This window comes from Burkholderia pyrrocinia, assembly GCF_022809715.1.
GTDB classification, from domain to species: domain Bacteria; phylum Pseudomonadota; class Gammaproteobacteria; order Burkholderiales; family Burkholderiaceae; genus Burkholderia; species Burkholderia pyrrocinia_C.
In genome coordinates this window covers 2,976,120-2,996,492 of the sequence record NZ_CP094460.1, presented here as the reverse complement: position 1 = coordinate 2,996,492, position 20,373 = coordinate 2,976,120, and the positions used below count along the sequence as shown (strand labels likewise).

The following is a 20,373-nucleotide window of genomic DNA, read 5'->3' as shown; positions in this document are numbered from 1 at the left end:
GTGACGGGAAACAGGGTTACGCGCTCGCGCGCGCGGCGCCCGGCACGCGGGCGGCGACGGCCTGGCGCGAGCCCGGCCGGCCGATCGGGTGATATTCGATGCCCTGCTCGCTCATCGTCTCCGGCTCGTACAGGTTGCGGCCGTCGAAGATCACCGGCGTCTTCCACAGGCGGCCGAGCGCGACGAAGTCGGGGCTCTTGAACGCCTTCCATTCGGTGACGATCACGAGCGCATCGGCGTCGCGCGCGGCCTGCGCCTCGTCGTCGACGAAGCTCAGGCGCTCGAGCCAGCTCGGGTGATCGGCGAGATCGAGCGCGATCACGCGGCGCGCTTCCTGCTGCGCGACCGGGTCGTACGCGGCGATGCGCGCGCCGCGCGACAGCAGCTCGGCGATCAGCTCGCGGCTCGGCGCCTCGCGCATGTCGTCGGTGTTCGGCTTGAATGCCAGGCCCCAGATCGCGAACGTGCGGCCCGTCAGGTCCTCGCCGAAGCGCGCGACGATCTTGTCGGCCAGCACGCGCTTTTGCGTCGCGTTGACCGACGACACGGCCTTCAGGATCTGCAGCGATTGCCCGTGCTCGTCGGCCGTGCGGATCAGCGCCTCGACGTCCTTCGGGAAGCACGAGCCGCCGTAGCCGCAGCCGGCGTACAGGAAGTGATAGCCGATGCGCGGATCGGAGCCGATCCCGCGGCGCACGGCCTCGATGTCCGCGCCGAAGCGGTCGGCGAGGTTCGCCAGCTCGTTCATGAACGAGATGCGCGTCGCGAGCATCGCGTTCGCCGCGTATTTCGTGAACTCGGCCGAGCGCACGTCCATGTACAGCGTGCGCTCGTGGTTGCGGTTGAACGGCGCGTACAGCTTCTTCATCAGCTCGCGGGCGCGCTCGCCCGGCACGTCGTCGTCGCAGCCGATCACGATGCGGTCCGGCCGCGTGAAATCGTCGACCGCCGCGCCTTCCTTCAGGAATTCCGGATTCGACACGACCGAGAACATCTGGTCGCCGCCGCGCTTCGCGAGCTCCTCGGCGACCGCCGCGCGCACGCGCTCGGCCGTGCCGACCGGCACCGTCGACTTGTCGACGATCACCTTGAAGCCCGTCATGTAGCGGCCGATGTTGCGCGCCGCCGCGAGCACGTATTGCAGGTCGGCCGAGCCGTCCTCGTCGGGCGGCGTGCCGACCGCGATGAACTGCACGTCGCCGTGCGCGACCGCGGCCTCGATGTCGGTCGAGAAACGCAGGCGGCCGGCCGAGCGATTGCGCGCGATGACTTCCTTGAGGCCCGGCTCGTGGATCGGCACGCCGCCGTTGTTCAGGATGTCGATCTTCGCCTGGTCGACGTCGAGACAGAACACGTCGTGCCCGATGTCGGCGAGGCATGCGCCGGTGACAAGACCTACGTAACCGCTGCCGATGATAGTCAGATTCATGATGTGTCGACCTCTTGACCAATGATTCGAAATTCGTAAAACCGGAATGCCCGCGGGGCACTGTGTCAGTACGCGTTGCTGCCGGTGAAGCCTTTCCACAGCGTCAGCGCGACGATCTTGATGTCGAGCCAGAACGACCAGTTCTGCATGTAGTACAGATCGAGCTTCACGCGCCCCATCATCTTCTCGATCTGGTCGGTCTCGCCGCGAAAGCCGTTGATCTGCGCCCACCCGGTGATGCCGGGCTTGATCCGGTAGCGGAACATGTAGCCCTTGACCAGATCCTTGTAGATGTCGTCGTGCGCGAGCGCATGCGGGCGCGGGCCGACGACCGACATCTCGCCCTTCAGCACGTTGATGAACTGCGGCAGCTCGTCGAGGCTGGTGCGGCGCAGGAACCGGCCGACCGGCGTCACGCGCGTGTCGTTCTTGGTCGCCTGCGTCACCGTGCCCGCCGCTTCCTGGTGCACCTTCATCGAGCGGAACTTGTAGATCTCGAACTCGTGCCCGTCGATGCCCTTGCGTTTCTGGCGGAAGAACACCGGCCCGCGCGACGTCAGCTTGATCAGGCCCGCGATCAGCAGCATCACCGGCGCGAGCGCCGTGAGCGCCGCCAGCGCGAACAGCCGGTCGAACACGAACTTCGGCAGGATCCGCACGTCGGTGATCGGCGACGCCGCGAGGTTGATCGCCGGCACGCCGAGCACCTCGACCACTTCCTGGTTGAAGAACGACAGCGTGCGCACGTCCGGAATGAAACGGATGTTCACGAAGTCGTGGCGGAACACCGTCACGATCTGGTGAATCCTCGGTTCCTCCGAGATCGGCAGCGTGAGCCACAGCTCGCGGATCGCGCGGCTGCGCACCAGCCACACCAGCGATTCGAACTGCCGCTCGATGCGCACGTCGTCGAGCGCGACATCGCCCGGCGCTTCGCTTTCGTCGTACACGCATACCGGGTTGAAGCCCGCTTCCGGCCGCGCCCGCATCTGCGCGATCAGCCGCCGCGCCGCCGGCGTACCGCCGACGATCGCGACCGCCTTCAGGTTGTAGCCGCCGCGGCGCAGTTGCCGCAGCACGACGTGCACGCAGGCCTTCGAGCCGGCGAGCAGCGTCATCGTCACGAGCGCCCAGTAACCGAGCCACAGCCGCGACAGGTCGCCCGACTGGTGAAAACTGAAGCTCATCAGGATGCCCGCGAGCTCGACCACGAGCCACGCGAACGCGACGCGCCCCATCAGCCCGACGAGACGCTTGCCTCGCCACGACTGGTAGATGCCGATGGCCGGAAAGAACACCACGACCAGCAGGCAGTCGAACAGCACCGTCGTGCGCTGCAGGTCGTTGAGCCAGATGCTGCCGTCGTGCAGCGCAGCGGCGATCAGCGCCCCTGCCACGACCATCGCGATATCGATGACTCTCGCCAGCACGCTCAACATGTCTGCTTCCTCTTTGAACAGGCGTTTGCCGAACAGCTCCTCGTGCAGCCCGTGCCGCACATTCGATTCAAACGTTGCATGACGCTATTGAAGCGACAAGAAAATCGCCCCTCAAGCGCACAAGTATTTCGAAAAATAATCGGAAATTCTTGCCGCGAACTTTTTGATTTAATTCGGCACGTTTTCCCGAATCGATCGGGAATCGGGAGATTTTCGGAAACTTTGCGTTCGCCGCGAGCCCTTTGCCGGCACGGGAAGGCCAACAATGCCCGGAATTATTTTTTATTTTTTTATTTGCATCCGATGCGATCGCGGAAAATTTTTCCAGATGAATGCATGGCGAATAACTGCCAATCGGTCCGGTTTTATTGTCGATTTACTTCATGCTACAACGGCAGGCACTGACTTCAACCGTGGAGAGTGTCATCATGAATGCTCCGGCCGTGGCAGCCGAAACGCGCCAATCTTCTTCCGCCGCCCCCGCCGCCGGCACGCGCCTCGCGGTGCAGCCGGTGATTCTTGCCGGCGGTTCCGGCACACGCCTGTGGCCGATGTCGCGCGAACGTTTTCCGAAACAGCTGATCGGCCTGCTCGGCGAGCATTCGCTGCTGCAGTCGACCGCGCTGCGCCTCGACGGCCTGACGGCCGACCACCCGCTGAACGACGACGTGCTGATCGTGTGCGGCGAGGATCACCGCTTCACGACCGCCGAACAACTGCGCCTGACGGCCAAGCCCGCGACGATCATGCTCGAGCCGCTCGGCCGCGACACCGCGCCCGCGCTGACGCTCGCCGCGCTGCGGCTCGTCGCCGACGGCAACGATGCGGTGATGACCGTGATGCCGGCCGACCATGCGGTCGCCGACCTGCCGCGCTTTCACGCAGCCGTCGCGGCCGGCGTGCACTGCGCGGCGCAAGGCAGGATCGCGACGATGGGCATCGTGCCCACGCACGCGGAAACCGGCTACGGCTACATCCGCGTCGGCGCGCCGCTCGGCGACGCCGCGACGGGCAACCTCGACGTGCGCCGCCTCGACCGTTTCGTCGAGAAGCCGCACCTCGAACTCGCTCAGCAGTACGTCGCATCCGGCGAGTACTGGTGGAACAGCGGGATCTTCATCGTTCGCGCGTCGGTGTGGCTGAAGGCGATCCGCCAGCTCGAACCGGCGATCTACGCGGCCTGCGAACAGGCCGTCGCACAGGGCAAGGCCGATGGCGACTTCTTCCGCGTCGATCGCGACGCGTTCGCCGCATCGCCGTCGAACTCGATCGACTACGCGGTGATGGAGCCGCTCGCGAGCCTGCCGCAACTGTGCGAAAGCGTCGTCGTGCCGCTCGACGCGGGCTGGTCGGACGTCGGCTCGTGGGACGCGATCTGGCAGATCTCGCAGAAGGACGAGGCCAAGAACGTCGGCCGCGGCCACGTGCTGTTCGAAGGCGCCGAATCGACCTTCGCGCATTCGGAAAGCCGGCTCGTCGCGTGCGTCGGCACGCAGAACCTCGTCGTCGTCGAAACGCCCGACGCCGTGCTCGTCGCGGACAAGTCGCGCGTGCAGGACGTGAAGAAGATCGTCGGCCGCATCAAGGCGCAACAAGGCGCGGAAGCCACCGATCACCGCAAGGTGCATCGCCCGTGGGGCCACTACGACTCGGTCGACATGGGCGAGCGCTTCCAGGTGAAACGCATCGTCGTGAAACCGGGTGCGCGACTGTCGCTGCAGATGCACCACCACCGCGCCGAACACTGGATCGTCGTGCGCGGCACCGCGCGCATCACGCGCGGCGACGAAACGTTCCTGCTGTCCGAAAACGAATCGACGTACATCCCGCTCGGCGTATCGCACCGCCTGGAGAACCCGGGCAAGATGCCGCTCGAGCTAATCGAAGTGCAGTCGGGCGCGTATCTCGGCGAGGACGACATCGTCCGCTTCGACGATACCTACGGCCGGCAGTGACGCAACAAGCACCGGGGGCTCCGCTTCGACAGCGGAGCCCCCGGGTGCGGCAGGCAGGGAAAGACGAGGCTTCCGCGCGGGCGTCGTGGCACACGACGGCCCGCGCGTTGCATTGGAACGGCGCTCAACCTACGCGGTACGCGTATTCGCGGCGCTCCGACTGCACGGGATCGTTGCGGCTTTCCGACAGCGCACCCGCGTGACGCTCGGCGATGAAGCGCTTGATGTCCGACTCCGCGCGCGCCAGCGCGGACAAACCGGCCAGCACCTCGCTTTGCGGCGCGCGCGCCGGCTCGTGGCTCGCACCGTGGCGATCGATCCACTGGCGCGCCCAGTCGAGCGCAAACTGCTCGGCTTCCTCGGCATCGGTGAAACGCGGACCGATGAGGCCCGAGCGCTCGACGCGCCGGTCGTCCTGCGAGATCTCGGCCCACGCGCGATACATCAGGTTCTGCACGGGCTGCGCGATGCCGCAGATCGTATAGCCGCGATACTCGTCGACTTGCGGTTCGGCCGCGGCGAAGCTCGCCGACGACGCACGCGCATGGCGCAGTTCCGCGGCCGGCGTACCGGGCACCACGAACGACGTGCGGGCCGGATGATCGGCCACTGCGTCGTCCTGCATCGCGCTCAGCGACGCGCCTTCGCCCTCCCAAACGTTTGCCTGCGCGACCGGCAATTGCCACGACTCGGGGTTTTGCCAGAACACGCCGCGCAAGCGATCGTTGTCGGGCGCGGGTTCCGCGCGACGCGCAGGCACGACCGGCACCGGCGGCGGCGGAATATACGCGAACGTGCGCCCGCTGAACTGGGTCAGCACGTCGATCATCTGCAACAGCGTGCCGCTCGCGAGCCACTCCTCGTAGCGACGACGGCACGTCGGCCCGGACGGATAACGACCGGGCAGCTTGGACCAGGCTTCACCGGTCGTCAGAATCCAGAGCACCGCGTTGGCAACGACGCGCGGTTCGGCTCGTGGACGCCCACGACGATTCAGCCGGATGGGTTCATCGGCGATCAGCGTTGAAAGACGAAACCACTCTTCATCGTTAAGCTCATCGAAGAACATAGTAGATCTCTCCACGCAGCCAGGCCGGGCTGCGATTGGCGGCGCCGTCGCGACACATCGCGTCGCGGGGCGGCCAGGTTGCACATTATGCTTATCGGTGTTGTGCACGCCGGCCGACACCGCACTTTCACGGTGCCGGAATTCCCGGCAATGGCGCACAAATCACGGTCTCACTCCAATGTGGGAATTTTTGTGCACGAAGCATACCATCCCTAGGGTTTATCTCAATATGACAATGACTTAATGTTACGCACTGAAACAACCTGCCATGGATACGCAATCCATTTACGCTTGAATTTTTTTGCGAGATCTTTATGCCCGGCGCTGCAAAGGCCCGTCCGGCGGGGCTCTGCAAGGTATGAAGAATGGCCGCCAATGGGCCTTCCCGGGCTGTTCAGACCCTTGCCTGCAACAATCGCCGGAATTGCCGACTAAAATCGGTAAATCAGGGAAAATTTCGTAACAAGATATTCACGAATCGGTAAATCATTCAATTTCCGTTCAGCTGAATTATCTCCGTGCACAATCTCTTTATTGTTTCTCTGCGAGTGATGAAAGCACGGTGACGCGGAGTGCACATTGTTTCTCCGCACGCAAGCGCGGGACGCCTGTTACATCTGCGCGGCGACAGGCGATCGCTCGCGCCGCGCTACTCGCGGAAAGCCGGCTTCGGGTCGGAACGGAAAAGCGGAATACGCCGCGCAGGACGCGCGGCGGTCGTGTCAGCGCAGGTCGCCGGCCAGCGACGCGGCCACGTCCGGATCCACGCGCTGCGGCGGCATCGTGTAGGCCGGGTGATCGCAGCCGATCGACAGCACCGCCCCGTCCTTGAGCGCCGCGCGCATCGGCGCGTCGAGTTCGAAACGCACGAAATGCACGGCCGACGTCTTCTCGTCGTTGTCGCGCTCGAGATCCTCGTCGGCGATCGCGTAGACGCGCGCGTGCCCGTCGACCTGCAGGTACACGCGATCCTCGATACCGATCAGCCGCGCGAGCGCCGCGCGCCGCTCGATCTCGTGCTCGTATTCGATCTGCATCGTCGCCTTCAGGTTGGTGCCGTCGGGCACGAGCGGCAGATACGCTTCCAGTTCGCCGTCGATGCCCGCCTCGTCGAAGATCTTCTCGATGTGCAGCATCTCCTGGATCTGATAGCGGATCGTCGTCTCGTCCTCGAACAAAAAGCGCAGGTGGTTGCCGAGTGCGACCGCCCGGCGGCGCTTGTACGCGACGAGCCGCGCGTGTTCGGTCCGGCGAATCTTTGCATATGCTTCGAGCGTCAGCAGGGAGTCGCGGGTCAGCGTCATGGGATGTCCTCGTGAGTCGGCCGGCAGCGGCTCAGATGCCGTATGCGCGGCGCAGCAGCGTGAGCGGATGCGCGAGCGGCGCGGACGGCAGCCCCTTCTCGTCGATGCCCTGCACGATGTGATGGCCGGCCAGCGCGCAGTCCGACGACACGAAATCCGGCTGCGGCTCGGCCATCGCCTTGAACACGGGCGCGCCGATCCGCATCGCGTCCGCATGGAATTCCTTCTTCACGCCGAACGTGCCCGCATGGCCCGAGCAGCGCTCGACGACGTTCACGCGCGTATCGGGCACCAGCGACAGTGCGTCGGCCGTCTTGCGGCCGATGTTCTGCACGCGCGCATGGCACGGCACGTGATACGACACGGTGCCGAGGCCGGTCTTGAAATCGGTCTTCAGCAGCCCGTCGCGATGCCGTGCGATCACGTATTCGAACGGATCCCAGAACGCGTCGGCCACCGCGCGCACCGCTTCGTCGCCGGGGAACATCAGCGGCAACTCGCTCTTGTACATCAGCACGCAGCTCGGGATCGCGCCGATCAGCGCATAGCCTTCGCGCGCATAGCGTTCGAGCACGGGCAGGTTCACCTCCTTCTTCGCGGCGACACCGGCAAGGTTGCCCTGCTCCAGCAGCGGCATTCCGCAGCATGCTTCGCGCGTGACGAGCTCGTACGGAATGTCGTTGTGCGCGAGGATCGCGAGCAGGTCGTGGCCGATGCCGGGCTCGTTGAAATTCACGTAGCACGTCGCGTAGATCGCGACCTTGCCGGGCGTACGTTCGCCGTCGCGCGCGGGCGGGTTGTCCGAGCGCTTCGCGGCGCGCCGGAATTTGCGCGGCGCGAACTCCGGCAGCCACGCGTTGCGATCGACGCCGAGCGTCGCTTCGAGCGCATGGCGCGCGGGCGGCGTGCGGTTCACCGCGTTCACCGTCTGCGTGACGATCGGAATGCCCGCGAAATGGCCGAGCGCATCGGTGTTCGACAGCACCTTGTCGCGCAGCGTCGCTTCGCCGCGCTTGTAGCGCGCCGCCTTGCCGCGCAGCATCAGGTGCGGGAAGTCGACGTTCCATGCGTGCGGCGGCACGTACGGGCATTTCGTCATGTAGCAGAGGTCGCACAGATAGCACTGGTCGACCACCTTGCCGAACGCGGCCTTCGGCACTTCGTCGATGTCGCCCGCCGGCGTGTCGTCGACCAGATCGAACAGCGCGGGAAACGCACCGCACAGCGACACGCAGCGCCGGCATCCGGCGCAGATGTCGAACACGCGCGTCATTTCCGCATCGATCGCGGCCTGGTCGTAGAACGCATCGGACTGCCAGTCGAGCGGATGCCGGGTCGGGGCTTCGAGACTGCCTTCCTTGTGGGGCATGAGGCGCTCCAGCGTGGCGCGCATGCGCGCGAGCGCGCCGCCCGCGCGCTGCGGGCAGCGATGAACGAACGGCCGGCCGCTTGCGGGTCACATGGTCGTACCGTGCGGCCTGCGGCGGCGGTCGTCTCAGTCGACGAGGCTGTCCAGCGCCTTCGTATAGCGGTTCGCGTGGCTGCGTTCGGCCTTCGCGAGCGTCTCGAACCAGTTCGCGATTTCGTCGAAGCCTTCGTCGCGCGCCGTCTTCGCCATGCCCGGATACATGTCGGTGTATTCGTGCGTTTCGCCGGCGATCGCCGATTCGAGATTCAGCCGCGACGAGCCGAACGGCAAGCCCGTTGCCGGATCGCCGACGGCTTCCAGGTATTCGAGGTGGCCGTGCGCATGGCCGGTTTCGCCTTCGGCGGTCGAGCGGAACAGCGCGGCGAGGTCGTTCTGGCCTTCGACGTCAGCCTTCGAAGCGAAATACAGATAGCGTCGATTCGCCTGCGATTCGCCCGCGAATGCGGCTTTCAGGTTCTCTTCGGTTTTGCTGCCCTTGAGGTGAGCCATTTGCGCCTCCGTTCGAGTCGGCGCGGCCGCGTGCGAAGCCGGGCCGATCAGATATGTGGGGAACGATGCGTTTGCGTGGGGCGCACGCACCGTGCCTTTTAATCTAGGCGCTGGCGTTCGCATCCCCCAATAGGCTTTTTCAATCCGGGTGATAGTGCCGGGCGTACATCTGGGGATCGTCGGGAGGGTGGGATCGGCGCGGCGTACGCCGCGCTTGCGACGCACGCTTCATGCGTCACGGTCACGCATCGATCGCGCGCTTGAGCAGCAACTCGCGTTCGCGCTCGTTGCGCGTCAGTTCCGCCGCGCGGCGGAACTCGAGCTTCGCTTCGTCGGCACGGCCCAGCTTCGCCAGCAGGTCGCCGCGCACGCTCGGCAGCCAGTGATAGCGCGCGAGCGCGGGATCGTCGCGCAGCACGTCGACGAGTTCGAGCGCCGCGGCCGGCCCGAACGCCATCCCCACGGCCACTGCGCGGTTCAGTTCGACGACCGGCGACGGTGCGACTTCGGCGAGCGCGTCGTACAGCGCGACGATCTGTGCCCAGTCCGTTTCCGACGCGTGCCGCGCACGCGCATGGCAGGCGGCCAGCGCGGCCTGCAGCGCATACGGCCCGCGCACGCCGCCGAGCTTCGTCGCCCGTTCGAGCGCCGCGAGGCCGCGCCGGATCAGCAGTTGATCCCAGCGGCTGCGGTCCTGGTCGAGCAGCAGCACGGGCCGGCCCTGCGCATCGGTGCGCGCATGCATGCGCGACGCCTGCAACTCCATCAGCGCGACGAGCCCGAGCACTTCGCTCTCGTCCGGCGCGAGGCCGGCCAGCACGCGGCCGAGTCGCAGCGCCTCGTCGCACAGCGCCGGACGCGTCCAGTCGTCGCCCGCGGTCGCCGCATGGCCTTCGTTGAACACCAGGTAGATCACCTCGAGCACCGACGCGAGCCGCGCGGGCCGCGCATCGGCGGCCGGCACCTCGAACGGCACGTGCGCCGCCGCGAGCGTGCGCTTCGCGCGCACGATCCGCTGCGCGATCGTCGGCTCGGGCGTCAGGAACGCACGTGCGATCTCGCCCGTCGTCAGCCCGCCGAGCAGCCGCAGCGTCAGCGCGACGCGCGCGTCGGTCGACAGCACCGGGTGGCACGACGTGAAGATCAGCCGCAGCAGGTCGTCGCCGATGTCGTCGTCGCTCGCGTCGGCGAGCGCATCGGCGATGTCGGGGACGACATGCGCTTCGAGCGCGTCCATCTCGTGGCCGAGCTGGTCGCGCTTCGCCGCATGAAGCGACTCCTGCCGGACGCGGTCGAGCGCGCGACGCTTCACGGCCGTCATCAGCCAGGCGGCGGGGTTGTCGGGCACGCCGTCGACGGGCCAGTGCTCGAGCGCCGCGACGAGCGTATCCTGCGCCAGCTCCTCGGCCACGCCGACGTCGCGCACCACGCGCGCGGCGCGCGCGATGATCTTCGGCGCCTCGATCCGCCAGACCGCCTCGATCGCACGATGCGTCGCCTCGTGCGTCACGACGCCGGCCCCTGCGCGGACGCGTCCTGCGGCATGGACATCAGCTCCCACGCATGACCGTCCGGATCTGTGAACCCGTGGCCGTACATGGCCGGGTACTCGCGCGGCGGCAGCGGCGCGGCGCCGCCGGCCGCCAGCGCCTTCGCGACGATCGCCTCGACTTCGGCACGGCTTTCGCACGACAGGCACGACAACACCTGCACGTGCGTCGCCGGATCGACGATCGTCTTGTCGGTAAAGGTCTGGAAGAACGGCCGCACGAGCAGCATCGCGAAGATCGTGTCGCTGATCCGGAGGCAGGCGGCCTGATCGTTCGTATAGGCCGGCACGACCTCGAAGCCGAGCGCCTGGTAGAACGTCTTCGAGCGCGGCAGGTCGGCCACTGGCAGGTTGATGAAAACCATTTTGTGCATGACGGGTGCTCCTGGTGATATTGGATTCGGTGGGATTCAGGCGGCGTTGCCGCGGCCGACGTGGAGTTCGCGGAACCGCTCGACCGCGTCGCTCGGCGTGAGGTCGTCGAGCTCGAACAGCGGCCGCACCTCGATCTCGCAATCCATCTCGGCGCCGAACGGCGCGGGGAACCGGCGCGTCCATTCGAGCGCCTCGTCACGCGAACGCACCTGGATCAGCGTATAGCCGGCGATCAGTTCCTTCGTTTCCGCGAACGGGCCATCGACCACCGTGCCCTTGCCGCCCGTGTAGCGCACGCGCCAGCCGCGCGCGCTCGGCCGCAGGCCGTTCGCGTCGAGCAGCACGCCGGCATTGGCCAGTTCCTCGTGATACACGGTCATCGCCTCGACCAGCCGGTTGTCCGGCAACGCGTCGGATTCGCTGACGGCGTTCGCCCGGATCATGATCATGAATCGCATCGTTCACTCCTTGTCGTCGGTGAAAGGAGACGCCCGTTCATCGGCGCCTTATCCGGACGACGGGCGGAACACGGCCGGATCGACACGCGCCACGACAAATCAGGGTAAATACCGAGTCGCCGCCTTCACAGGAAGCACGGGCCGACCGCGCGTACCTCGACCGTGCACCATTGCGCGGCCGGGCACTGACGTGCGATCTCGATCGCTTCCTCGCGCGTGTCGACGTCGACGAGGAAGAAGCCGCCGACCATCTCCTTCGCCTCCGCGAACGGGCCGTCGAGCAGGCGCGTCTCGCCGTCGCGCACCTGCACGCGCGTGCCGCGCTCGGAACGCTCCAGCGACTCGACGCCGCGCAGCACGCCGCGCGCCTTCAGCGTCTCGGCGAAATCGACCATCCGTGCGTAAAGCGCCTGGCCTTCGTCGAGCGTGCGTTCGGCGCGCTGGTCGGTCGGTTCGACAATCAACAGCATGTAAGACATGGACTTCTCCTGTAGGGACGGGGTGCGGCAGCGTTCGCTGCGCGATCGGCGTGCGACGCCCGTGCGAAAGCGTAACAGCCGCGGCGAGGCCTGCCTGCATCGTTGGCCATCCGGCACTGGCCGGACGGCCAATTCGGCCGCTTCCCGGCATTTTGCCGTCAAGATGCGCTCCCGAACTGTCGGATTTTCTTCCAGTGGACCGTCCCATGTCACGCCTGCTTCCGCCGCTTGCCGTTGCGCTATCGCTCGCCCTCTCCGTCCGGCCTGCCCCCGCCGCGCCGCCGGTCAGCGCCGGCTGCGGCGGCGCGACCTCGGCGATTGCCGACCTCCGCAGCGCCGGCGGCCCGTCACCGCTGGCCGGGCAAACGACGTCGATCGAAGCCGTCGTCACCGCGGCGTTCGGCGGTGCCGATAGCTTCGGCGGCTTCTTCGTCCAGCAGGCCGACGCGCAACGGCGGCATCGGCCGGGCGTCCCGGAAGGCCTGTTCGTGTATGCACCGAACGCACGCGCGAGCCCCGGCGATCTCGTGCATCTCACGGGCCAGGTCGACGATCGATACGGCCGCACGCAGTTCGTGCTGTCGGGCGGCATCGCCGTCTGCGCACGCGGGCAGACGGTCACGCCGGCGACGCTCACGCTGCCGGTCGCCGCGCCGGCCGTGCTGGCCGCGCACGAAGGCATGCGGGTGCGCCTGCCGCAAACGCTGACGGTCAGCGATACGCACGAACTCGGCCGCTACGGCAGCGTCGTTCTCAGCAACGGCCGGCTGCGCATCCCGACCCACGTCGTGCCGCCGGACGAAGCCGCCGCGCATTCGGCGGCCAACGCGCGCAACCGCATCGTGCTCGACGACGGCTCGAGCCGTCGCGATCCCGAAACCGTCCGCTATCCGCCGCCCGCGCTGAGCGCCGCCAATACGCTGCGCGCAGGCTACACGGTGCGCGGCGTCGAAGGCGTGCTCGAACTGCGCTACGGCACGTGGCGGCTGCAACCGACAGCCGGCGCGGCGCCGGTGTTCGACGCCGCCGCGAATCCGCGTACCGATGCGCCGGCCCGGCATGCGGACGCCGACGTACGCATCGCGTCGTTCAACGTTTTCAACTATTTCAACGGCGACGGTCATGGCGGCGGATTCGACGCGCCGGCCAACCGTGGCGCAAAAACGCACGCTGTCTTCGCGCGGCAGGAAGCGAAGATCGTCGCGGCGTTGCGTGCGCTGCGCGCCGACGTGATCGGGCTGATGGAAATCGCGAACAACGGCCACGGCGACGCGAGCGCGGTGCGGCGTCTCGCTGCGCAACTTGGCGACGGCTGGCGCGCGGTCGATCCCGGCGCCGCGCGGCTCGGCCGCGATGCGATCGCGGTCGCGCTGCTGTACGACAGCCGCACGGTCGAGCCGGTCGGGCGCGCCGCGACCGTCGCGCTCGGCGGCCGGCACCGCCCGCCGCTTGCGCAGACCTTCCGGCGCATCGGCGGCACGCGCGCGTTCACGGTCGCGGTCAATCACCTGAAGTCGAAGAACTGCCCGAACGCGACCGGCGCCGACCTCGACCAGGCGGACGGCCAGGGCTGCTGGAATGCGGCACGCACGCGGGCGGCCGCGCGCATCGCCGGCTGGCTCGCCGCTTCGCCGACGGGCGCCGCGGCCGACGGTGTGCTGCTGATCGGCGACCTGAACAGCTATGCGAAGGAAGATCCGATTCGCGCGCTCGAAGCGCGCGGCTACGCGAACCTGGTTGCGCGCTTCGTCGGCGACGCTGCGTACAGCTACGTATTTCGCGGCGAAGCCGGCAACCTCGACCACGCGCTGGCCACGTCGCCGCTCGCCGCACGCGTGAAGGCCGTGCACATATGGCACATCAACGCCGACGAACCGGTTGCGCTGCAAGCCGTGCCCGATTACAAGACGCACGCGCACCGGGCGTCTTATTACGCCCCCGACGCATACCGCTCTTCGGACCACGATCCCGTCGTCGTCGATGTCGCGCTTGACGACGGCGGCTCGCCGCGCGGCTCGGGAACAAACCATGCTCCACCCAATCGCGTCGACTAGTGCATTTGCTTCAACACAAGGCCTGCAACGGCACTATTTACCTGACACCCCTGGCGACGCCATATTTACCGGACATTCACTTTCGCACCGCTGTCCGATACGCCGATTCGCCCGATTGCGAAATTTTTTCAACCGTCGCACCGCCCCGCGCGACGGGGCTTCGCGGCGATCCTGCCAACGAATTGAAAATTTGTCTCGAAACTCAATTGGGGCAAGTGAATCACATCAATTGCTGGGATTCGTCTTATCTTCAAATTGGCCTGGAATCGAAGGAGGATAAACACCATGGCGCTCACCGACTCGATCGAACACAAACTGGACCGCGGCCTGGCCGACATCCGTCGCACCGGCCGGCGCGTGGGACGCACGACGCGCTCCGCCGCCCGTGATCTGCATGCCGACGTGACCGACGATCTGCGCGGGCTGGTCGACGAACTGGAAGACCTGTTGAAAAACGACGGCGACGGCGATATCGCCGCGCTGCGCAAGCGCGTGCAGTCGAGGCTCGACGAAGCGCGCAGCGCGCTCGACTACGCGTCGGGCAGCGCGGCCGCCCGGCTGCGCGATTCGGCCGAACGCGTGTCGCAGGTCGTGCACGACAACCCGTGGCAGACCGCCGGCGTCGTCGCCGGCCTCGCGTTCGTTGCGGGCCTGCTCCTTGCCCGCCGTTGAACGGGGCTGCCCGCACCACCTGCCGCCCCGCTGCCCGCTCCGTCCTCAATCAGACACGAAGGAGAACCGCCATGCAGAAGTCCCTCGCCATGAAAGCCGCCGCCGCCGTGATGCTCGGCAGCCTTGCACTCGCCGGCTGCACGACCACGCCCGACAAACCCGAAACCGCATCGGCCAGCGCGTCGAAGCGCCAGTCGATCGACGCGAGCGTGAACGCGACGCTGTCGCGCCTCTATTCGACGGTGCCGGGCTCGCGTGAACTCGTCGCGAAATCGCGCGGCGTACTCGTGTTCCCGAACGTGCTGCAGGCCGGTCTCATCATCGGTGGCCAGTCCGGCAACGGCGCGCTGCGCGTCGGCGGCAGCACCGTCGGCTACTACAACACGTCGTCGCTGTCGGTCGGCCTGCAGGCCGGCGCACAGTCGAAGGCGATCGTGTTCCTGTTCATGACGCAGGATGCGCTCGACTCGTTCCGCAAGTCGGACGGCTGGGCCGCCGGCGCCGACGCATCGGTCGCGGTCGTGAAGGTCGGCGCGAACGGCGCGGTCGACACCACCACGGCCACCGCGCCGGTCCAGGTGCTGGTCCTGACCAACGCGGGCCTGATGGGCGACCTGTCGGTGAACGGCACCAAGGTCACGAAGCTCAATATCTGACGGTACCGCACGCGGCCTTGCGCCGCGTTCGCTTCCCGGCAGCGCCGCGGCCCCGGCCGCGGCGTTTTCGCATGGGTCGCGCGCAGCGGTTATGATGGCGGCACCTTTGCGGGCATACTCCCGATGGGCCGCCCCGCTGCGTGTTCCGCAGCGAACCCGTGACGTTCGCGAGCCGATCGCGCCCGGGGCAACGAGATTCAATCAAACCAAGCATCAATCTGCGCGAATGCCACCCATGGATAGCGGACACGACCACCAAAAATTCTTCTATTTCCTGCTGTTCGCGGTCACCGTCGGCATGTGCGGGATTCTCGCGCCGTTCTCCGGGGCCGTGTTCTGGGGCGCCATTCTCGCGATCCTGTTCCAGCCGGTGCAGCGCTGGCTCGCGGCGCGCTTCGGCAAGCGGCGCAACCTGGCCGCACTCGTGACGATGACGCTGATCGTCCTGATCGTGATCCTGCCGCTCGTGTTCGTCACCGCGACGCTCGTGCAGGAAATCGCGTACGTGTACCAGGAAATCAAGACCGCGCAGCCGAACTATTCGCAGTACTTCCAGGACATCATCCACGCGCTGCCGACCTCGATCCAGCGCGTGCTCGCCAAATACGGGCTGACCAACATCCCCGGCATCCAGAAGAAGCTGACCGACGGCGCCGCGCAGATCAGCCAGTTCGCCGCGACCCAGGCGTTCAGCATCGGCCAGAACACGTTCCAGTTCATCGTCAGCTTCGGCGTGATGCTGTACATGGTGTTCTTCCTGCTGCGCGACGGCGGCGAGATCGGCCGGCGCGTGCGCCGCGCGCTGCCGCTCGACGAGGAGCACAAGAATCTGCTGCTCGCGAAGTTCACGACGGTCGTGCGCGCGACCGTGAAAGGCAACATCGCGGTCGCGCTCGTGCAGGGCGCGCTCGGCGGGCTGATCTTCTGGATCCTCGACATCCAGGGCGTCGTGCTGTGGGGCGCGCTGATGGCGTTCCTGTCGCTGCTGCCCGCGATCGGCGCGAGCCTCGTGTGGATACCGGCCGCGCTCTACTTCCTGGCGATCGGCGCGATCTGGAAATGCGTGATCCTCGTCGCGTTCTGCGTCGGCGTGATCGGCCTCGTCGACAACCTGCTGCGCCCGATCCTCGTCGGCAAGGACACGAAGATGCCCGACTGGGTCGTGCTGATCTCGACGCTCGGCGGGATGGCGCTGTTCGGCATCAACGGCTTCGTGATCGGGCCGCTCGTCGCCGCGCTGTTCATGGCGAGCTGGGACATCTACGCGCGCGCCGAACAGGGCGAATAATGCGGCGCGTGGCCCTCGGCCGCCATCGCCCGATCCGAACGCACAAGCCGTCCGTCACGGATGGCGAATCCTGATCACGACGGGCGCCACGGCGCCCGTCGCTTCATCTGCCGCGACGGTCATCACGCCGCCATACGGGCCCACACGATGAACGCGGCCCGACACCAGCGGCACGCTTCGATCGTCGCGCGCATCGCGCCACGTTGCGCGCACGCCCGAATCGGCATCCAGTGCGAACGGCGCACCGTCGGGCCCGACCAGTGCCACATGAGCACCCGGCAAACGCCGGCCATGCGCATCGAACCGGAGCGTCGCCGCGGCCCCGCCGCCCGCCGCTTCCCGTCCTTCGACAACCGCGCCCGACGGCGCGTCGAACGTCACATCGTAGAGATCGACGAGCGCACCGCTGAACCGCACGACGCCGTCCGACGTGGCCTGCCCGGCCGCCGCCGCATTCGACATCGCGAATACGACGCCGAGTCCGATCGCCATCATCCGCACGGCGCCGGCGCACCGCACCGTTCGCGGCGTTCGATTACGCATCGCCGCCGATGCCGCCCGCTTCGCGTTGTTTCGCATGTTCCCTCTCCTCTGCCGCGTGACCAGAAAAAAGGCGGCGTGACGCGTCGGTCACGCCGCCTGTTTGCTGGCAATCACTTTAAGGAGAGACGCCCGGACAATATATGGGACAAGTCCTAAATTGAGACCCGGTCGATCGAACTCACCACATTCGACTATGCATCGCCGCAACCCGCGACCGGCATCGCACGGTGCATCGCAAGCCGGTCATGCGTTCGGATCGACACGCAGCACAAGCTTGCCTCGATGGTCGCCGTCGAACAGACGATTCAGCACGTCGGGCGCGTTTTCGAGACCGTCGGCAACAGTTTCCTCGGCCTTGAGCCGACCGTCGCGCAGCCAGCCCGCGAGCGTCTGCACGGCTTCGCGGCTCTTGCGGTAATCGAGGATCAGGAAGCCGCGCATCGTCAGCCGCTTCGAGATCAGCACGCCGACGTCGTCGGCCGCGCGTCCGCTGTTGTAGTTCGAGATCACGCCGCACAGCGCGACGCGCCCGCCGATCACCATCCGCGACAACACCGCGCGCATCACCTCGCCGCCGACATTCTCGAAGTTCACGTGCACGCCGTCCGGCGTCGCCGCCTTCAGTTGCTGACGGAAATCGTCGGCCTTGTAGTCGACGGCCGCGTCGAAGCCGAGCGTCTCGGTCAGGTAGCGGCACTTGTCCGCGCCGCCCGCGATGCCGACCACGCGCGCGCCGTGGATCTTGCCGATCTGCCCGGCGATCGAGCCGACCGACCCGGCCGCCGCCGACACGACGAGCGTCTCGCCGGGCTGCACCGGCGCGATGTCGGTCAGCCCGTAATACGCGGTCAGCCCGCTCATTCCGCACGCGCCGAGCAGCGTCGGCAGCGGCAGGCCCGACTGCGCGGGCAGCTTCACGAGCTGCGCGGCCTGGTCGGCCGGCACGACCGCGTAGTCCTGCCAGCCGACGAGCCCCTGCACGAGATCGCCTTCCGCGAAGCCGGCATGGCGCGACGCGACCACGCGACCGATACCGAGCGCGCGCATCACCTCGCCGATCGCGACGGGCGGCAGGTACTGCGGCACGTCGCTCATCCACACGCGGTTGGTCGGGTCCATCGACAGGTACAGCACGCGCACGAGCACCTCGCCGTCCGCGAGCGCCGGCACCGGCGTCTCGACGAGCGAGAAGTGTTCGCGGCCGACCCGCCCTTCCGGGCGCGTCTTCAGCAGCAGTTGGCGGTTCACGGGTGTCGACACGATGTTCTCCTCCGGTGGTTGTTATGCGGGATGCGGGATGCGCGTCAGACCGCGCACATGCCGCCGTCGATCACGAGTTCGGCGGCCGTCACGAAGCGGCTTTCGTCGGATGCGAGATACACGGCCGCATGCGCGACGTCGTCCGGCTCGCCGAGCCGGCGCAGCGGAATGCCGCGCGCGAGCTTGCGCGTCGCGTCGCGTTCGCCGAGCGTCTGGAACAGCGGCTCGACGATCCCCGTGCGGATGAACGCCGGGTGAATCGAGTTGCAGCGCACGTCGAGCTCGCGGCGTGCGCAATCGATCGCGACCGATTTCGTCAGCGACGCGACCGCCGCCTTCGACGCGTTGTACGCGGTGAAATCCGGCTCGACCTTGAACGCGGCGACCGACGAGATGTTGATGATCGATGCGGGATGGCTCGCGCCCAGGTACGACAGCGCATGCTTGCAGCCGAGCACGATGCTCTCGACGTTGATCGCCATCACGCGCCGCCATTCGTCCAGCTCGATTTGCGCGGGCGAGCCGATCGAGCCGACGCCCGCATTGTTGACGAGCACCGACAGCCCGCCCATCGCATCGTTCGCCTGCGCGAGCAGCGCCTGCCAGCGCGCTTCGTCGCGCACGTCCTGCGTCGCGGCGAACGCGACCGGCGTCGCGTGGCCCGCGTTGAGTTCCTGCGCGAACGCGTCGAGCACCGCCGCTTCGGCGATGTCGGTCAAGAACACGCGCGCGCCCTGCTCGACCATCCGGCGCGCGATCGCGCGGCCGAGGCCGCCCGCGGCGCCCGTAATGTATGCGCACTTGCCGGCGAGGCGCGAAGAAACGACTGTCATGTGAGCTGCTCCTGTCGTGAGTCATCGTCGCGGAACGCTGCCGCGACGGGTTTTCCGTGCGTGTCGCGGCCGACGCATGCCGGTCGACGGCGCGTCGACGTCATAAGGTGCCGCACGGTTTCCGCGAGTATATCGAGACGAGCGCGACGCGCGCCGGGCAGCCGGCCGCGGTCGAACGACAGCCAGCGTACGCGAATGCCGCCAATCGATGAAATGAATATTCGTTATGCCCAGTCATAGACTCCGCTCATGACTTTCGTGCGCCGGTGCCAATGCGCAAAGCGGCACGGCCGATCCCGTGGACCGGCCGGTTCGTTGATTCTGGGAATGACGGACGAGGCGTGCCGCGACAGACAGCGAACGATCGGGAAGAGGAATCGCGCAACCGCCGGGCGATCGCCGGCGGCAACCTGGCGGCACCGGAACACCGAAACACCGGGCCGCCGCAACCGGCAACCGTCAGAATCCGTCGCCCGACGGCGCGCGCACGAACGCGCAGAGTTGCGGCGAATGCGTATCGATCATCTGCTGGAACGGCGCACGGTTCCCGTAAGCGATGCCCGACACGAGCAGCAGGCAGACGGCCGCGATGCGCGGCGAGAACGCGCGCTGGCGCGCGCCGTCGTAGCCGCGCAGGAACATCAGCGCGACCAGCGCGCCGAGCATCCAGCCGACGACGACTTCCGGAATCGTGTGCGAGTGATCGAACACGCGCGCGACGGCCGTGACCGCGCCGACGGCCAGCCCGGCCGCGATGCCGGGCGCCTTGCCCGGCCGGAACGCCTGCCACAGCATCGACAGCGCGACCGTCCACACCGACGTCGACAGCATCGTATGGCCGCTGATCACGCGGAAATCGAATTGGGGAATCTCGATGCCGCACCCGGCATACAGGATCTTGGTTGCGCCGACAAGGCCCATGCCGGCGGCCAGCAGCACGACCCAGCGCACGGCGACGCGCCAGTCGGTCAGCGCCAGCCACGCCGCGCAGGTCAGCGCGATCGGCAAGGTCAGCGCGGCATCGCCGATGTTGCTGATTTCACTCCACATAACGGACTTCGGACGACGATCGAAAGGCCGCAGTTTACCGCA

Annotated in this window: 19 protein-coding genes; 5 read left to right on the top strand and 14 right to left on the bottom strand. The window is 67.1% G+C overall.

The annotated features are described in order from the left end of the window. Window positions 1–16 precede the first annotated feature (16 nt). The gene (locus MRS60_RS30365; RefSeq protein WP_034185153.1) at window positions 17–1,429 is read right to left on the bottom strand and encodes a UDP-glucose dehydrogenase family protein; all 1,413 of its coding nucleotides are present in this window, start codon (window positions 1,427–1,429) and stop codon (window positions 17–19) included. A gap of 65 nt (window positions 1,430–1,494) precedes the next feature. Further along, on the bottom strand, window positions 1,495–2,868 hold the full coding sequence (locus MRS60_RS30360; protein ID WP_034185208.1) for an undecaprenyl-phosphate glucose phosphotransferase: 1,374 nt from the start codon (window positions 2,866–2,868) through the stop codon (window positions 1,495–1,497). A gap of 428 nt (window positions 2,869–3,296) precedes the next feature. On the opposite strand from MRS60_RS30360, the gene MRS60_RS30355 reads away from it, so the two are divergent. Then, window positions 3,297–4,823 carry a mannose-1-phosphate guanylyltransferase/mannose-6-phosphate isomerase gene (locus MRS60_RS30355; RefSeq protein ID WP_034185152.1) on the top strand — a complete coding sequence of 509 codons (1,527 nt, stop codon included), beginning with the start codon at window positions 3,297–3,299 and terminating at the stop codon, window positions 4,821–4,823. A gap of 124 nt (window positions 4,824–4,947) precedes the next feature. Here the strand turns inward: MRS60_RS30355 and MRS60_RS30350 are convergent, their stop codons facing one another. From MRS60_RS30350 to MRS60_RS30315, 8 genes are all read right to left on the bottom strand, one after another. Then, window positions 4,948–5,892, bottom strand: a complete 945-nt coding sequence (locus MRS60_RS30350) for a transposase (protein WP_217589899.1) — start codon at window positions 5,890–5,892, stop codon at window positions 4,948–4,950. A 722-nt stretch (window positions 5,893–6,614) separates the two neighbouring features. Beyond that, a complete protein-coding gene (locus MRS60_RS30345; RefSeq protein WP_034185150.1) occupies window positions 6,615–7,196 on the bottom strand; it encodes a DUF3501 family protein in 582 nt (193 codons plus the stop codon). Between the two features lie 31 nt (window positions 7,197–7,227). Continuing rightward, on the bottom strand, window positions 7,228–8,565 hold the full coding sequence (locus MRS60_RS30340; RefSeq protein WP_034185207.1) for a heterodisulfide reductase-related iron-sulfur binding cluster: 1,338 nt from the start codon (window positions 8,563–8,565) through the stop codon (window positions 7,228–7,230). Window positions 8,566–8,691: 126 nt separating this feature from the next. After that, on the bottom strand, window positions 8,692–9,114 hold the full coding sequence (locus MRS60_RS30335) for a rubrerythrin family protein (protein WP_034185149.1): 423 nt from the start codon (window positions 9,112–9,114) through the stop codon (window positions 8,692–8,694). Between the two features lie 241 nt (window positions 9,115–9,355). After that, window positions 9,356–10,624 carry an RNA polymerase sigma factor gene (locus tag MRS60_RS30330; RefSeq protein WP_105392308.1) on the bottom strand — a complete coding sequence of 423 codons (1,269 nt, stop codon included), beginning with the start codon at window positions 10,622–10,624 and terminating at the stop codon, window positions 9,356–9,358. After that, the gene (locus MRS60_RS30325; RefSeq protein ID WP_243566231.1) at window positions 10,621–11,037 is read right to left on the bottom strand and encodes a VOC family protein; all 417 of its coding nucleotides are present in this window, start codon (window positions 11,035–11,037) and stop codon (window positions 10,621–10,623) included. The genes MRS60_RS30330 and MRS60_RS30325 overlap by 4 nt, the downstream gene beginning before the upstream one ends. Before the next feature lie 36 nt (window positions 11,038–11,073). Further along, a complete protein-coding gene (locus tag MRS60_RS30320; protein WP_065502590.1) occupies window positions 11,074–11,496 on the bottom strand; it encodes a YciI family protein in 423 nt (140 codons plus the stop codon). Window positions 11,497–11,621: 125 nt separating this feature from the next. Next, window positions 11,622–11,975, bottom strand: a complete 354-nt coding sequence (locus MRS60_RS30315) for a YciI family protein (protein ID WP_034185206.1) — start codon at window positions 11,973–11,975, stop codon at window positions 11,622–11,624. 206 nt (window positions 11,976–12,181) lie between these two features. On the opposite strand from MRS60_RS30315, the gene MRS60_RS30310 reads away from it, so the two are divergent. The 4 genes from MRS60_RS30310 to MRS60_RS30295 all read left to right on the top strand — a co-directional run bounded on the left by MRS60_RS30310 (window position 12,182) and on the right by MRS60_RS30295 (window position 16,645). Next, window positions 12,182–14,029, top strand: a complete 1,848-nt coding sequence (locus MRS60_RS30310; RefSeq protein ID WP_243566230.1) for an ExeM/NucH family extracellular endonuclease — start codon at window positions 12,182–12,184, stop codon at window positions 14,027–14,029. Between the two features lie 285 nt (window positions 14,030–14,314). Beyond that, window positions 14,315–14,701, top strand: a complete 387-nt coding sequence (locus MRS60_RS30305) for a DUF883 family protein (RefSeq protein ID WP_072439328.1) — start codon at window positions 14,315–14,317, stop codon at window positions 14,699–14,701. A 71-nt stretch (window positions 14,702–14,772) separates the two neighbouring features. After that, a complete protein-coding gene (locus tag MRS60_RS30300) occupies window positions 14,773–15,357 on the top strand; it encodes a BPSL1445 family SYLF domain-containing lipoprotein (RefSeq protein WP_034185143.1) in 585 nt (194 codons plus the stop codon). Window positions 15,358–15,592: 235 nt separating this feature from the next. Continuing rightward, on the top strand, window positions 15,593–16,645 hold the full coding sequence (locus tag MRS60_RS30295) for an AI-2E family transporter (RefSeq protein WP_034185142.1): 1,053 nt from the start codon (window positions 15,593–15,595) through the stop codon (window positions 16,643–16,645). Between the two features lie 54 nt (window positions 16,646–16,699). Here the strand turns inward: MRS60_RS30295 and MRS60_RS30290 are convergent, their stop codons facing one another. The 4 genes from MRS60_RS30290 to MRS60_RS30275 all read right to left on the bottom strand — a co-directional run bounded on the left by MRS60_RS30290 (window position 16,700) and on the right by MRS60_RS30275 (window position 20,331). Further along, window positions 16,700–17,224, bottom strand: coding sequence for a thioesterase (locus MRS60_RS30290; RefSeq protein WP_243566228.1), 525 nt, complete (start codon window positions 17,222–17,224; stop codon window positions 16,700–16,702). 207 nt (window positions 17,225–17,431) lie between these two features. Beyond that, window positions 17,432–18,448 carry an NADP-dependent oxidoreductase gene (locus MRS60_RS30285; protein ID WP_131947286.1) on the bottom strand — a complete coding sequence of 339 codons (1,017 nt, stop codon included), beginning with the start codon at window positions 18,446–18,448 and terminating at the stop codon, window positions 17,432–17,434. 44 nt (window positions 18,449–18,492) lie between these two features. Beyond that, a complete protein-coding gene (locus MRS60_RS30280) occupies window positions 18,493–19,281 on the bottom strand; it encodes an SDR family oxidoreductase (protein WP_072439320.1) in 789 nt (262 codons plus the stop codon). Between the two features lie 459 nt (window positions 19,282–19,740). Continuing rightward, a complete protein-coding gene (locus MRS60_RS30275; protein ID WP_034185138.1) occupies window positions 19,741–20,331 on the bottom strand; it encodes a phosphatase PAP2 family protein in 591 nt (196 codons plus the stop codon). Between the last annotated feature and the right edge of the window lie 42 nt (window positions 20,332–20,373).

Bases quoted from the DNA above. Each gene is read 5' to 3' on its own strand.
- MRS60_RS30325 (WP_243566231.1), bottom strand. From the start codon at position 11,037: ATGCACAAAATGGTTTTCATCAACCTGCCAGTGGCCGACCTGCCGCGC.
- MRS60_RS30315 (WP_034185206.1), bottom strand. From the start codon at position 11,975: ATGTCTTACATGCTGTTGATTGTCGAACCGACCGACCAGCGCGCCGAA.
- MRS60_RS30275 (WP_034185138.1), bottom strand. From the start codon at position 20,331: ATGTGGAGTGAAATCAGCAACATCGGCGATGCCGCGCTGACCTTGCCG.
- MRS60_RS30355 (WP_034185152.1), top strand. From the start codon at position 3,297: ATGAATGCTCCGGCCGTGGCAGCCGAAACGCGCCAATCTTCTTCCGCC.
- MRS60_RS30340 (WP_034185207.1), bottom strand. From the start codon at position 8,565: ATGCCCCACAAGGAAGGCAGTCTCGAAGCCCCGACCCGGCATCCGCTC.
- MRS60_RS30305 (WP_072439328.1), top strand. From the start codon at position 14,315: ATGGCGCTCACCGACTCGATCGAACACAAACTGGACCGCGGCCTGGCC.
- MRS60_RS30320 (WP_065502590.1), bottom strand. From the start codon at position 11,496: ATGCGATTCATGATCATGATCCGGGCGAACGCCGTCAGCGAATCCGAC.
- MRS60_RS30310 (WP_243566230.1), top strand. From the start codon at position 12,182: ATGTCACGCCTGCTTCCGCCGCTTGCCGTTGCGCTATCGCTCGCCCTC.
- MRS60_RS30295 (WP_034185142.1), top strand. From the start codon at position 15,593: ATGGATAGCGGACACGACCACCAAAAATTCTTCTATTTCCTGCTGTTC.
- MRS60_RS30350 (WP_217589899.1), bottom strand. From the start codon at position 5,892: ATGTTCTTCGATGAGCTTAACGATGAAGAGTGGTTTCGTCTTTCAACG.
- MRS60_RS30300 (WP_034185143.1), top strand. From the start codon at position 14,773: ATGCAGAAGTCCCTCGCCATGAAAGCCGCCGCCGCCGTGATGCTCGGC.
- MRS60_RS30345 (WP_034185150.1), bottom strand. From the start codon at position 7,196: ATGACGCTGACCCGCGACTCCCTGCTGACGCTCGAAGCATATGCAAAG.
- MRS60_RS30360 (WP_034185208.1), bottom strand. From the start codon at position 2,868: ATGTTGAGCGTGCTGGCGAGAGTCATCGATATCGCGATGGTCGTGGCA.
- MRS60_RS30280 (WP_072439320.1), bottom strand. From the start codon at position 19,281: ATGACAGTCGTTTCTTCGCGCCTCGCCGGCAAGTGCGCATACATTACG.
- MRS60_RS30290 (WP_243566228.1), bottom strand. From the start codon at position 17,224: ATGCGAAACAACGCGAAGCGGGCGGCATCGGCGGCGATGCGTAATCGA.
- MRS60_RS30335 (WP_034185149.1), bottom strand. From the start codon at position 9,114: ATGGCTCACCTCAAGGGCAGCAAAACCGAAGAGAACCTGAAAGCCGCA.
- MRS60_RS30365 (WP_034185153.1), bottom strand. From the start codon at position 1,429: ATGAATCTGACTATCATCGGCAGCGGTTACGTAGGTCTTGTCACCGGC.